The 13,810-nt window shown below is 32.8% G+C and carries 9 protein-coding genes and 1 pseudogene; 3 read left to right on the plus strand and 7 right to left on the minus strand.

The features are described from left to right. Positions 1 to 97 precede the first annotated feature (97 nt). Entirely contained in the window at positions 98 to 703 is a 606-nt protein-coding gene (locus B4E59_RS05200; protein ID WP_291051823.1) for a sigma-70 RNA polymerase sigma factor region 4 domain-containing protein, read from the plus strand. 2 nt (positions 704 to 705) lie between these two features. Then, complete coding sequence (locus B4E59_RS05205) at positions 706 to 1,803, plus strand: hypothetical protein (RefSeq protein WP_125350260.1); 1,098 nt, start codon at positions 706 to 708, stop codon at positions 1,801 to 1,803. A gap of 1,012 nt (positions 1,804 to 2,815) precedes the next feature. Here the strand turns inward: B4E59_RS05205 and B4E59_RS05210 are convergent. From B4E59_RS05210 to B4E59_RS05240, 7 genes and pseudogenes are all read right to left on the minus strand, one after another. Next, positions 2,816 to 3,949 carry a M28 family peptidase gene (locus B4E59_RS05210; RefSeq protein WP_291051828.1) on the minus strand — a complete coding sequence of 378 codons (1,134 nt, stop codon included), beginning with the start codon at positions 3,947 to 3,949 and terminating at the stop codon, positions 2,816 to 2,818. Positions 3,950 to 3,988: 39 nt separating this feature from the next. Continuing rightward, positions 3,989 to 4,668 (minus strand): annotated as a pseudogene (locus B4E59_RS05215) (SIR2 family NAD-dependent protein deacylase). A 498-nt stretch (positions 4,669 to 5,166) separates the two neighbouring features. Further along, the gene (locus B4E59_RS05220; protein ID WP_291051831.1) at positions 5,167 to 6,969 is read right to left on the minus strand and encodes an acyl-CoA dehydrogenase FadE; all 1,803 of its coding nucleotides are present in this window, start codon (positions 6,967 to 6,969) and stop codon (positions 5,167 to 5,169) included. Between the two features lie 26 nt (positions 6,970 to 6,995). Beyond that, complete coding sequence (locus B4E59_RS05225; RefSeq protein WP_114999170.1) at positions 6,996 to 8,177, minus strand: acetyl-CoA C-acyltransferase; 1,182 nt, start codon at positions 8,175 to 8,177, stop codon at positions 6,996 to 6,998. Positions 8,178 to 8,231: 54 nt separating this feature from the next. Continuing rightward, positions 8,232 to 8,582, minus strand: coding sequence for a four helix bundle protein (locus B4E59_RS05230; protein ID WP_114999168.1), 351 nt, complete (start codon positions 8,580 to 8,582; stop codon positions 8,232 to 8,234). A 39-nt stretch (positions 8,583 to 8,621) separates the two neighbouring features. After that, the gene (locus B4E59_RS05235) at positions 8,622 to 11,021 is read right to left on the minus strand and encodes a 3-hydroxyacyl-CoA dehydrogenase/enoyl-CoA hydratase family protein (RefSeq protein ID WP_291051837.1); all 2,400 of its coding nucleotides are present in this window, start codon (positions 11,019 to 11,021) and stop codon (positions 8,622 to 8,624) included. Next, entirely contained in the window at positions 11,005 to 11,466 is a 462-nt protein-coding gene (locus B4E59_RS05240; RefSeq protein WP_019976592.1) for a MarR family winged helix-turn-helix transcriptional regulator, read from the minus strand. Before B4E59_RS05240 ends, B4E59_RS05235 begins: the two co-directional genes overlap by 17 nt. 326 nt (positions 11,467 to 11,792) lie before the next feature. On the opposite strand from B4E59_RS05240, the gene B4E59_RS05245 reads away from it, so the two are divergent. Continuing rightward, positions 11,793 to 13,742 (plus strand): KUP/HAK/KT family potassium transporter, encoded by a 1,950-nt coding sequence (locus tag B4E59_RS05245; protein ID WP_221854639.1) that lies wholly within the window; start codon positions 11,793 to 11,795, stop codon positions 13,740 to 13,742. Positions 13,743 to 13,810 lie beyond the last annotated feature (68 nt).

Genomic DNA, 13,810 nt, shown 5'->3' on the forward strand with positions numbered 1-13,810 from the left:
ATATTGTTTGTTTGGTAAATAAATAATTGAGGATGAATTTGTAGTAGAATGCTTGGTACAAGATGCATTTCTAAAATTATGGGAATATCGCGAAAAGATGGAATCTCCTGATCATATCTTTTTCTTTTTAAGGTTTGTAATGAAATACAGTTGCTATTCGCATTATGCTAAACCGAAGAATAAGTTTTTTAGAACTGTAAGTTCACTAGAAAGTTATGAGAATTATCAAAGTTATTTGGCTGGATATGATCCCGCAGATAACATTCAAAACCTAAACGAACAAGAAACACAACAGCACTATTTTGATCAAATTATAAAAGTATTACCCTTATTAAGTGCTGAAAGAAAGCATTTGATTGAACTCTGTTTAAAACATGGATTTCAATACAAAGCGATTGCTAAAGCAATGGGAAGAGGAATCACTGAAACGAGTAACGAAATTAAACATGCTATTGATGATCTTAAGAAGATTTTAAGTCACCAAGATAAATTAATTATTAAAACCAAAACAGTCTCTACAGCAGAGAAGGAAAATCAAATATCTGAAACACAATCGTTGATTTTAAAACTTCGATGTAAGCATAAACAATCTTTTTCAACAATAGCTTCAGCATTACAATTGTCTCAAAAAGAGGTACACAATGAATTTATAGTCGCTTATAAATTCACTCAACAAAACAAAGTTCAATCCCTAAACTATTGATCATGGAAAAATCTACTTTAATACTCACTCGAAAAATACAAATACTTATCGATTTACCAACTCAAGAAGAACGCAAAGAGGCATTAGACAAGCTTTATAGATGGCAAAACAGATGTTTTAAAGCCGCTAATTTGATTGTTTCTCATTTGTATTTACAAGAAATGATGAAAGATTTTTTGTACCTCTCTGAAGGTGTTAAATATAAATTAATGGACGAGAAGAAAGATGCAGAGGGTATATTAAAAAATTCGCAAATGAGTACCACTTATCGTGTGCTATCAGACCGTTTTAAAGGTGAAATTCCAACCAATATATTATCTTGTTTAAATAATAGACTCCACAGTTCATACAACAAAGATTCTCAAAGATATTGGAAAGGAGAAGCTTCGTTAAAAAACTTCAAACGAGATATGGCATTTCCTTTTGGAGCAGAAAGTATACGTAGCTTCTCTTACAATCCTGAGAAAAAATGTTTTTGTTTTCGGTTGTTTCAACTTCCATTCAAAACCTATTTGGGAAAAGATTTTACAAGTAATAAAAGGTTATTGGAACAAGTGGTAAGCGGAGAAATTAAACTTTGTACATCACAAATAAAGTTAGAAAAAAGTAAAATATTTTGGTTAGCTGTTGTTGAGATCGAAAAAGAAAATCATCAATTACAACCCGAAATTATTGCAGAAGCTTCCCTCTCTTTAGAATATCCGTTGGTTGTAAAAATAGGAAAATCTCGGCTTACTATAGGAACCAAAGAAGAGTTTCTATACCGAAGGTTAGCGATACAAGCGTCCCGTAAACGAATACAAATTGGGGCAACTTATGCAAAATCGGGCAAAGGAAAAACGAGGAAACTAAAAGCGCTAGATAAAATGAGTCAAGTAGAAAAAAATTATGTGCATCATCGACTACATGTTTACAGCAGAAAGTTAATTGATTTTTGTGTAAATAATAAAGCAGGAACACTTATTTTAATGGATCAAGAAGAAAAGATAGAGCTGGCCAAAGAAGAAGATTTTGTACTGAGAAATTGGAGTTATTATAAACTGATGACCAAAATAAAATATAAGGCAGATAAAGCAGGAATTGAGCTTATAACAGCTTAAAAATATAATTTTTGAGGGTGATTGTACACCCGTAAGGTGAGGTTGATAATAAACACTCACTAAATATAAACAACATATATAACGCAAGGGCCAATTTTTTTTTCATCTACAGATACTTGCTAGATACTCCCAACATAAAGGCAGGATGAAGGCAACATAGTGGCAGTAGAATGTATGTAAAAGATTTTTGTAGTTCAGGGGTTGTAATAATTGCCAAGTTGTTTTTTATACAAAAAAATGTTTAGTGGAATACAAAAGGATATCATTTTTAAAGTTTCAATGAATTTAAACTCGTCTTTTGAGCAATGATAATCTTTAAATTTCATTTAAAAAAGTAGATTTTAGTGTTGTACTATGTAATATTTATAATGTATTAAGTAAAATCCATTATGTATTTGTGAGAGGCTGGAATTTTCAAGGCTTCGAAATAACACAAAATCACTTTTTGAATACAAATATAAAATGAAGTAGATTACCAAAATAACCTTTGAGAATCATTTAAATCGTAAGAACACATGACCAAAAACAGTATTTCCACTTGATATTCAGCACAATGACCAAGACGATTCAAACCTCTAAAATAAGTATCATTTGATGCTATTCTGAAATAAACTCAGAATGATAAAATCCGTAAAACGTTAAGCGTAGAACGTAAAACTTAATAAAACCTATGTTTCTATTGTGGTTAGAATATTCATTTTTTATTCGGTATTCTTCTTGATGGGGCACAACAACGATGTAAAATTAACCCTTAGACAAGCAAATTAACTAGAAGTGACGAATAATGAACCTAATTGGTTATCCATTAACCTAAATGGAGGTTGTATGCACTAAAATGCATTTTTTCTGTATCGGTTGTGTATCCTCGCTGTATCGATTCCGTATCCATTGTATATCCATTGCGTATGGTTTGTTCGGTGCTCGTGTATCGAAAGGTTGATTACCATTTAGACAAAAAAAGTAACTATTCAACTAAAAAAGTCAATTTATTACATAAATGAGACGCAACAATTTATTTCTTCAAAATCTTAAAACTATGTTGATTCGAATTTATTTTAACGAAATAAACGCCAGAAGTAAGATGTTCTAAATTTATCTGCGAAACAGCTGTTCGAAACTTCTTTTCATAGACCTGTATTCCTGTTTCGTTATATATAGAAATTGTAGGTTGTTTTAAAATCTGCGAAAAATGAAGGTTTCTCTTTACTGGATTTGGGTACACTTGCAAAGTTGAAATAGTATGATCTGTTGTAGTCAACTTCTCTTGTGCTTGAGAAAAATGTAATAAAGTCGCCAAAGCTCCTTTCGCTACTTCTGTCAAATAATTCAAATCTAAATTAGCTATTATATCTTGAGCAGTATGTGTATAAGGCGTTTCATTTTTTTCGAAAAGTCCAGTTATTGGATAACCAACTGCCTGAAAAGGCATATAATCGGAACTATAAGCATTCGAAATTTCAGTTTTTAGAGTTGTATACAAGGGAAAAATATTCGACATTTGATTAGTCAAATCAGAAGAAGCTGCATTATTTGATGTTGGATTACTTTCATCTTGCTCACAAACAATTGTTGAATTTACTTTATTCGCCACTCCTCCTACCTCATCAATATTCAGAACAGCTTTAATGTTTAAATTCTGAGGAACTGCAATTTGATTGACATATGTCTGACTTCCTATTAAACCGCGTTCTTCTCCTGTAAAATGAATAAACTTGATCGAATAATCAGTATCGATATCTTTAATTAATCGAGCAATTTCTAATAAAGTAACCGTTCCCGATCCATTATCATTCGCTCCTGGTCCATTTAATGTATCATAATGACCATCGATGATAATAAATTCATCAGGATATTTTTTTCCAATTTTTGTTATGATCAAATTATTTCCAACATTTCCAAAAACATTAACTGATTGTTGCTCTATAGTGGCATAACCATATGTTGTATAATAAGATTTCAACCATGTAAATGTATTTTCATGAGCTGACGAACCAACAGTTTTAATTCCGAAATCTTGAAATTTTTGTAGCTTTTGATGAACAGAATCATATTTAACTTGATCTACTATCGATTGATAAAACGGATTTAACTCTTGTGCAGTCGCATTAATAGAAAAAACAAATAATGGTAGAAATATATACTTCATATTCTCTAAATTAATTAATCAACAGTAAAACGTAAAAGATTAAAAATTATTCAAAATAGTTTTTAATTCTTCGATACTTTCTGTTGCTTTTTTCTTGATATGCGTAATAGATGAATTGGTATAGGTATCTGATGGATCGATATAGATAATTGGGACATTTGTTTTTGCATAATCTTTGAGCGAAGCAGCTGGATACACTTGCATCGATGTTCCAATAATTACCAAAATATCTGCCTTTAAAACCTCATCAATCGCATTTTCTATTTCCGGAACCATTTCGCCAAACCACACAATATGCGGACGAAGTTGATTTCCATCTTCAGCCAAATCTCCAAGTTTGATATCTTTATTCCAATCAATAATTTGATTCTCATCTTTTTCGCTTCGCGCTTTTCTCAATTCGCCATGCAAATGAATTATTTTGAAGAACCTGCTCTTTCATGCAAATCGTCTACATTTTGAGTGATAATTACAACTTCAAAATCATTTTCTAACTCTTTCAAGAAATGATGCGCAGTATTGGGTTCAACATCGAATAATTGTTTTCGACGTTGATTATAGAATTCTTGAACCAATTTTGGGTTTCTTTGATAACCTTCAATCGAAGCGACTTCCATAATATCATGATTTTCCCACAAACCATTGGCATCTCGAAAAGTTGAAATTCCACTTTCAGCACTAATTCCAGCTCCCGTTAAAACAATTAGCTTCTTTTTCATTTCGAATGTATTAATTGAAGTAAATATAACTTTATAAAACAACAAAACTCCATTTCTTTAAAGGGAGTTTTGTTGTTTTATTTTATTTTTTTTAATTCATCTAATTTGACTAGACACATAATACTAAATGTTGCAAACATGGTCAACGTAAGAATTGCTGCATTAATTATCATAAGCTTTGTTTTTGGGTTATTAATTTGAATTAAAGTTACTTCAAATCATTTCTTTCGAAAAGTATTTCATTAAGAAATATCGACTTAACTCTCTTATTTTTAATGAATAAACTTTAACCTCAAGGCATAAAAAAACCTCAATTGGGAACAACTGAGGCCTTTCTCTACTAAAACTTAAGTACCATGAAAACTCAACTAACTTATATAAAGACTAGTACTTACTCTAGAATCATCAAATGATATACCAAATTATATTTCAACATATTAAAAATAAAAAAGCAGTCAATAAATTGACTGCTTTAAATAATTTGTATTTAAAATATACTTAGAAAGTGTATTTATTTTCTTTGATTAACAAATCTGCAATTTCAGTTTTTAAGTTAACTACGTTTGGATATTCGTTGTAACGTGTAAATCTTCTTAAACCAGATAACATCATGCGTTGCTCATCTCCTTCTGTGAAAGAAACGATACCGCGAGTAGCTTCTGTTTTAATAATTTCTACCGATTTGAATAATTGTAATTGAACTAATTTTTCTGCATTCTTCGCCGCATCAGCACCTTTTACATTTGCAATTTTTTCTGCACGTAACATCGCCGATTCAACCATATAAATTTCTTGCATAATACGAGAAGCAGCAATAATCAACTGTTGGTGTTGCTCTAATTCTGCACCAAACTTTTGCAAAGCAGAACCCGCAACCATAAAGAACGATTTCTTAAGATTTGCAATGATTTCTTTTTCTTGCGCAAATAATTCTGAATAATCTGGAACATCAAACGATGGAATAGACATTAATTCGTTCGCCACATTCATTGCAGGAGACATTAAATCTAATTTTCCTTTGAATGCTCGTTTTACTAACATCGATACACATAATAAGGTATTGATTTCGTTAGTTCCTTCGTAAATTCTCGAAATACGCGCATCTCTCCAAGCTGCTTCCATTGGCATTTCTTTCGAATATCCCATTCCTCCATAAATCTGAATTCCTTGATCGGCAGAAATTTGAGTTGCATCAGAAATCCAAACTTTTAAGATAGAAGCTTCAATTGCATATTCTTCAATACCTTTTAATTCCGCTTCGTTATGAGGCATTCCTTTTGCCATATTATCTTCGATTGCATCTTGCACATCTTTCGCTGCTCGATACGCACCAGCTTCTGAAGTAAATGCAGAAACAGCCATATCAGCTAATTTCTCTTTGATTGCACCAAACGAATTGATTGACGTATTGAATTGTTTACGCTCTGAAGAATATTGTAACGAATAATCTAAAATACGACGTTGCGCATCTAAACATGCTGCTCCTAATTTGATACGACCAACATTCAATGCATTCATTGCAATTTTAAATCCTCCGTCTCTTTCTCCTAATAGATTTTCTACTGGAACACGAACTTCATTAAAGAAAACTTGACGTGTTGATGAAGAAACAATTCCTAATTTATCTTCTTCTTCTCCTAAAGAGAATCCAGCACCAGCTTTATCTTTTTCTACAATGAAACCTGTGATATTTTTATCATCATCGATACGTGCAAAAACAATGAATAAATCAGCAAAACCTGCATTTGTAATCCACATTTTTTGACCAGTGATGATATACTCTTTACCATCTTCAGATAAAACAGCTTTTGTTTTTCCTGAATTTGCATCAGAACCTGCTTCCGGCTCCGTTAAACAGTAAGATGCAAACCATTCTCCTGTTGCTAATTTTGGTAAATATTTTTGTTTTTGTTCTTCTGTTCCGTACAATAAAATTGGCATTGTACCAATTCCAGTATGTGCTCCAAAAGCTGTCGCTAACGAACCTGTTGCTCCTGAAATATAGTCACACACTAACATTGTTGTAACGAATCCCATTCCCATTCCACCATATTCTTCTGGAACAGAAATTCCTAATAAACCTAATTCACCAATTTTACGCATTAATTCTTCAATCAACGCATAATCTTTTTTCTCAATTTGGTGTTTTTTAGGCACTACTTCTTTATCGATAAACTCTTTTGCAGATTGCAAAATCATTTGTTGTTCTTCTGATAAATCTTCGTAAGTGAAAATATCATTATAAGAGGCATCTTTAATTAAATATTGACCTCCGATTAATCTATTTGGATTTGTAGACATATTTTTTGTTGTTTAGATATTAGATTTTATTTTAGATATTCGAAAATTGAAGCTGCTCCTTGTCCTGTACCAACACACATGGTTACCATTCCATATTTCGCTTTACGCGCTTCCATTTCATGTAACAATTGCACGGTTAATTTCGTACCCGAACATCCAAGTGGATGCCCTAAAGCAATTGCACCTCCGTTTACATTGACGATATCAGGATTAAGATTCAACTCGCGCATAATTGCAACTGATTGAGAAGCGAAAGCTTCATTCAATTCGATTAACTGAATATCTTCTAATTTCATTCCTGCTTGTTCTAACGCTTTTGGAATTGCAAATAAAGGTCCCATTCCCATAATACGAGGTGCTAAACCTACCGTAGAATATGCAACTAAGCGTGCAACTGGCTCAAGACCTAATTCTTTCACCATATCTTCTGACATTACCATAACGAAAGCTGCTCCGTCCGACATTTGAGAAGAGTTACCTGCTGTAACTGAACCTCCTTGCGCAAAAACAGGACGTAATTTTGCTAAACCTTCGATAGATGTATCCGCACGTGGACCTTCGTCTACTTTGAAATCTATTTTCTTTGTTTGAACTTTTTCTTTATCATCTAAGAAATTAAATTCAACATCAATCGGAACGATTTGAGATGCAAATTTTCCTTCAGCATTTGCTTTTAATGCTTTTTGATGCGAATTGAATGCAAATAAATCTTGATCCTCACGAGACACTTTAAATTCTTTTGCAACTTCTTCCGCTGTTAATCCCATTCCCCAATAATAATCTGGATGATCTTTCGCTAAATCTGTTTCTGGAATTGGTTTGTAACCTCCCATCGGGATATACGACATCGATTCTGCACCACCAGCAATGATACATTCTGCCATTCCTGTTCTAATTTTAGCAGCCGCCAAAGCAATTGCTTCTGATCCTGAAGCACAATAACGATTTACTGTAACACCTGGAACTTTGTCTGTGTCTAATCCCATTAATGAGATAAGACGTGCCATATTCAATCCTTGTTCTGCCTCTGGCATTGCACATCCAACGATTAGATCGTCGATACGTGTTGGATCTAAAGTTGGATAATCTTGCATTAAGCGCTTGATTACTGTAGCTGCCATTTCATCTGGACGTGTAAAACGCAATGTTCCTTTTGGCGCTTTTCCTACAGCTGTTCTATATCCTGTAACTATATATGCTTGTTTCATTTTTTTAAAGTATTATTAGATTGTACAATGTAAAATGTATGATGTACAAAGTATTTAATTATAGTTCTGAATTAATTTGACCAACATATTCTGTATATGTTTTAAATCTTTTAATAAATTATCCGAAATCTCTACTTGAATAAATTCTAAATCTCTTGCTAAAATAATTTGACATTCCAATTCGAAAGACGAACCTAAAGCTATATTGAGAAAATTAATAAATTGAGCATTCGAATTTCGACCAGCACCTTCTGCAATATTTGAAGCTATCGATACGCAAGCTCTTCTTGATTGAGAGGTCAAACCATAAATCTCACTTTTAGGATAATTTGAAGTAATCTCATAAAACCTTTTCGTAAAATTCATTGTTTTTTGCCAAACGATTAACTCTTTAAAATCATGCATAAATACTTTTTACATGTTACTTTTTACTTAATACAAATATTAATTACGCAACGGTTTACCTGTTTTTAACATATGCTGAATACGCTCTAATGTTTTTCTTTCTCCACAAAGAGATAAGAATGTTTCGCGCTCTAAGTCTAACAAGTATTGTTCTGAAACATAAGTTGATTCAGATAAATTACCACCTGTCATTACATATCCTAATTTATTCGCAATTAAACGATCATGATCCGAAGCAAAACGTCCAGCAACCATAGAGTCTGTTCCGACATAGAACATTCCCATCGCTTCTTTTCCTAACACTTCTACTTTACGTTGAATTGGTTGTGTGTAACCTGCTTCTGCCAAAATAATTGCATGTTTCTTCGCTTCTGCAATTTGACGTTCTGCATTTACCACTACAATATCTTGCTCACGAATAATTCCCATATTCTTAGCTTCATAAGCTGAAGTTGCTACTTTCGCAGTTGCGATATTCATGAAATTATCGCGCAAATGATTTACTTTTACATCATCTTTTAAAGCGAATTCAGTTGCACGGCGCGCAAATTCTTTCGAACCTCCACCACCAGGGATTAATCCAACTCCAACCTCAACCAAACCAATGTAAGTTTCGGCAGCAGCTACAATTTTATCCGCATGCATCGACATTTCGCAACCTCCACCAAGCGTCATTCCGTGAGGAGCAACAACAACTGGAATAGATGAATAACGAACACGCATCATCGTATCCTGGAACATTTTGATTGCCATGTTCAATTCCCACCAATCTTGCTCAGCAGCCATCATCATAATCATGGCTAAATTAGCTCCAACAGAGAAATTGTCTCCTTGGTTCCCAATTACAACTCCACGATAATCTTTTTCAGCTAACTCGATTCCTTTATTGATTCCTTGTAAAACTCCACCTCCAAGAGAATTCATTTTAGAACGGAACTCAATATTGATGATTCCATCTCCTAAGTCTTGAATAGATGTTTCTTGGTTTGACCAGATTTCATTTGTTTTTCTAATGTTATCTAAAATAATAAATGCATCTTGACCTGGAATTAATTCGAATTGCTTTGATGATTGATTATAGAATAATTTCTTACCATTTTCGATTTTATAAAAAGAATCTGCACCAGTTGCTGCTAATTCTTTTACCCAATCCGAAACCTTTAAACCTTCTGATTCTACTAATTGAATTCCGTTTTGTAACCCAACCAAATCCCATGTTTCAAATGGACCATATTTCCAAGCGTAACCTGTTTTTAAAGCGTCATCTATTGGATAAAGTACATCTGTAATTTCTGGAACACGTTGAGAAACGTAAGCGAATAATGAAGCAAAATGTTTGCGAATTAATTCTCCAGCTTTACCAGAATCTTTCAATAAAACACCTAATTTATTACGCATAGACCCCGCATTTTTAGCAGTTTCTACAGCAGTAACTTTTGCGCGTTCCATTGGACGATACTCTAACGTATCAAGATTTAAGGCAAAACGATTGGTATTTCCTTCTTTATCAATTTCTTTATAATAGAAACCTTTTTTTGTTTTATCTCCTAAGAATTTATTCTCGATTAAGAAATCCAAAAATTTTGAATCTTTCAAACCTTGGATCATTTCGTCATTTGGCGCATTTTGCTGTAAACCTTTTGTTACATTATATGCTGTATCCAAACCAACCAAATCACCCAATTTGAATGTTCCCGTTTTTGGACGACCCAAAATAGAACCTGTCAAAGTATCAACTTCTTCAATCGTTAATCCAATTTCTTGCGCCAATTCCATCACTTTCGCCATCGAGTAAACTCCTACTCTATTTCCGATAAAACCTGGCGTATCTTTACATAAAACTGGTGTTTTACCTAAGAATAAAGATGCATAGTTTTGGAAAAACTCAACAACAGATTTGTCTGTTTGAGGAGTTGGAATAATTTCGAATAATTTTAAGTAACGTGGCGGATTGAAGAAATGCGTTCCACAGAAATGTTTCTGAAAATCTTCTGAACGACCTTCAGTCATCAAATGAATTGGAATACCAGAAGTATTAGAAGTGACTAAAGTTCCTGGTTTACGGAAGTTATCTACGCGCTCAAAAATAGATTGTTTAATATCCAATCTTTCGATCACAACCTCTATTACCCAATCCGAGTTTTTAATCTTCTCGAAATCATCATCAAAATTCCCTACAGTTATACGAGAAGCAAATGCTTTGTCATAAATTGGTGAAGGATTGCTTTTTAAAGCAGCATCTAAGTGAGTTTGAGCAGTTCTGTTACGAACTACTTTACTCTCTAAAGTAAGTCCTTTCGCTTGCTCTTGTGGTGTAAGCTCGCGAGGAACCATATCTAACATCAAGACTTCGACTCCGATATTTGCAAAATGACATGCAATACCAGACCCCATCACTCCTGATCCTAATACAGTTACGTGTTTAACGTGTCTTCTCATAATTGTTTTTAAATATTTTTTTGTCCGATATTAATTGGTTAATCTTATAAATCACTTCCAAGAAAATTTGCATTTTCTCTGGCTCGATGTGATTATTAATTGATTCATTAAATTGCAAAACAAAATGTTTTGAAATATCTCTCATTCTTAATCCTTCTTCAGTCAAAGTGATCAACACACTTCTCCCATCTTCTGGATTTGGTTTTCGAACGATAAAATTTCTTGCTTCTAAGTTTTTTAATGTTCTCGACAAGCTTGTTGGCTCTATTCCCATCTTTGGTCCTAGCGACGTACTTGGCGTACCTCCTTTCGGATCTATTGATAATAATGTAAAGGCATACACCATTGTAGAATCGTAAGCACCAGCTTGCTCATTATACATTTTCTGAACTGACAACCATGTTGAACGCAATAAATAATCTATCGTTAAATCTTCTCTTAACATATTTTAGTGTATGTATAACAAATATAATCTTTTTTTTATTATGCAAGCATAATAAAGTTTTAAAATTTAATTTTGTTTAACAAATAATGATTCAATTTACTATTTCTCAATGAAATGTAACTTTAAATTATGATTAATAAAATAAATAGTATGATTAAATAATACTTAAATTTATTCCATTAATAAAAAACCGACTGCAGTAGTGTAAAAATACGCTATAATTAGTATCGAAAATAAGTATAATGTTGGTTTTGTATTATAAATAAATAAGATTGTTTAATCTCTTTTCAACGACATACATTCGTAGAAATTTTAAAATACTGCTTATGGAATCAAACCATACGATGAACAAAGTAACTGCGGCAACGCTCTTAATCGCATTTGGAATCATTTATGGTGATATTGGAACAAGTCCTTTATATGTAATGAAAGCGATAATTGGCGAGAATCGCGTGATTGAAGAGAGCATTGTCTACGGAGGCGTATCATGTGTTTTTTGGACTTTGTGTTTTCAGACTTCTATCAAATATGTATGGTTGACACTAAAAGCGGATAATGATGGCGAAGGAGGAATTTTTTCTTTGTATTCATTAATCAAGAAAAAAGGTAAAAACCTAATTATTCCAACCATCATTGGAGCTTCTGCTTTGCTCGCCGATGGAATTATCACCCCCCCCGTTTCCGTCTCTTCTGCTGTTGAAGGACTACGAATGCTAAACGGACTCGAAAATCTACCTACTATACCTATTGTAATCTTCATCCTTTCGATGTTATTTTTCTTCCAACGATTTGGAACAAATAAAGTAGGAAAAATATTTGGACCATTTATGGTTTTATGGTTTACAATGCTTCTAGGCTTAGGAGTTTTACATATCGTACATCATCCAAGTATCATCAAAGCATTAAACCCTTATTACGCGTATAACTTGTTAATGAATTATCCTCACGGATTCTGGATTCTTGGCGCTGTATTCTTGTGTACAACAGGTGCTGAGGCATTATACTCCGATTTAGGACATTGTGGTCGAAAAAACATTAGAATTAGTTGGTTGTACGTTAAAATCTGTTTAGTAACAAACTATTTAGGGCAAGCAGCTTGGTTAATGCACCAAGACAACCCTATGTTAGACGGTAGAAATCCTTTCTACGAAATGATGCCAGATTGGTTCTTGATCCCTGGAATTTGTATTGCCACAGGTGCAGCTATTATTGCATCACAAGCTTTGATTACAGGATCTTTTACATTAATCAATGAAGCAATTAACTTAGGTTTCTGGCCAAGAACATTAATTATTCAACCAAACGAACACAAAAGCCAAGTTTATATTCCTACAATCAATTTTATGTTATGGGCTGGCTGTGTCTTTATTGTTTTATATTTCCGAGATTCGTCCCATATGGAAGCCGCCTACGGTCTTGCCATAACGGTTACCATGTTAATGACGACTTTCTTGTTATCCTATTATCTTAATTATTATACAAAATTCAACAAAGTATTTATTGTGGCAATTTTGTCGATTTTCGTAGCAATAGAATCTTCATTTTTCGTAGCAAATGTTGTCAAATTTGTTGATGGTGGCTATTTAGCATTATTAATGGGATGGCTGTTCTTTGTAATAATGTATTGTAGTTTTTACGGAAAAATTCTTAATTCACGAAACTTAGAATTCGTAAAAATAAAGCGCTACGCAAATGTATTAACAGAATTGAGCGAAGATAAAACAATCAATAAATACTCGACTTTCTTGTTTTACTTAACGAAATCTACGAATCCAAAAAATATCGAAAAATACAGTATTCAATCTATTTTATCAAAACGCCCAAAACGTGCAGATGTTTATTGGTTTGTAAACATTAACCGAGATAGTGAACCCTATACGTTGAGTTATAAAATATTGCCAATTGTCGATCAAAAAATATATCGAATTACATTTAATGTAGGATTTAGAGTTCAGCCAAAAACAGAACAATATATCAAAAAAGTAATCAACGATATGTATGCAAATGGAGAATTAGAATTAAAATACCTGAGTACCTGTTTGAAAAAATACAATCAAGATCCTGACATGAAATTTGTTTTGATTGAGAAATTTCCTTCAATTGAAACCAAATTAAGTATGAAAGAATTTTTCACACTAAAAGTTTATTATTTATTAAAGAAAATAGAATTCAACATTCCGAAATCTTTTGGTCTAGAAAAGAACGACGTTGTTATAGAACACATTCCTCTTTATATGCACAAACATAATATTGACGATTTAAAAAGAATTCAATAAGAAATAGAAATCCTGAAATAATTTTTCAGGATTTTTTTTGTAAATATTTTGTCCCGTCCTGAAATAGC

The organism is Empedobacter sp. UBA2044 (genome assembly GCF_002333005.1).
Taxonomy (GTDB): Bacteria; Bacteroidota; Bacteroidia; order Flavobacteriales; family Weeksellaceae; genus Empedobacter; species Empedobacter falsenii_B.

Coding starts and splice junctions, on each gene's coding strand:
- B4E59_RS05200 (WP_291051823.1), top strand. CDS start 98: ATGGAATCTCCTGATCATATCTTTTTCTTTTTAAGGTTTGTAATGAAA.
- B4E59_RS05205 (WP_125350260.1), top strand. CDS start 706: ATGGAAAAATCTACTTTAATACTCACTCGAAAAATACAAATACTTATC.
- B4E59_RS05210 (WP_291051828.1), bottom strand. CDS start 3,949: ATGAAGTATATATTTCTACCATTATTTGTTTTTTCTATTAATGCGACT.
- B4E59_RS05220 (WP_291051831.1), bottom strand. CDS start 6,969: ATGTCTACAAATCCAAATAGATTAATCGGAGGTCAATATTTAATTAAA.
- B4E59_RS05225 (WP_114999170.1), bottom strand. CDS start 8,177: ATGAAACAAGCATATATAGTTACAGGATATAGAACAGCTGTAGGAAAA.
- B4E59_RS05230 (WP_114999168.1), bottom strand. CDS start 8,582: ATGCATGATTTTAAAGAGTTAATCGTTTGGCAAAAAACAATGAATTTT.
- B4E59_RS05235 (WP_291051837.1), bottom strand. CDS start 11,021: ATGAGAAGACACGTTAAACACGTAACTGTATTAGGATCAGGAGTGATG.
- B4E59_RS05240 (WP_019976592.1), bottom strand. CDS start 11,466: ATGTTAAGAGAAGATTTAACGATAGATTATTTATTGCGTTCAACATGG.
- B4E59_RS05245 (WP_221854639.1), top strand. CDS start 11,793: ATGGAATCAAACCATACGATGAACAAAGTAACTGCGGCAACGCTCTTA.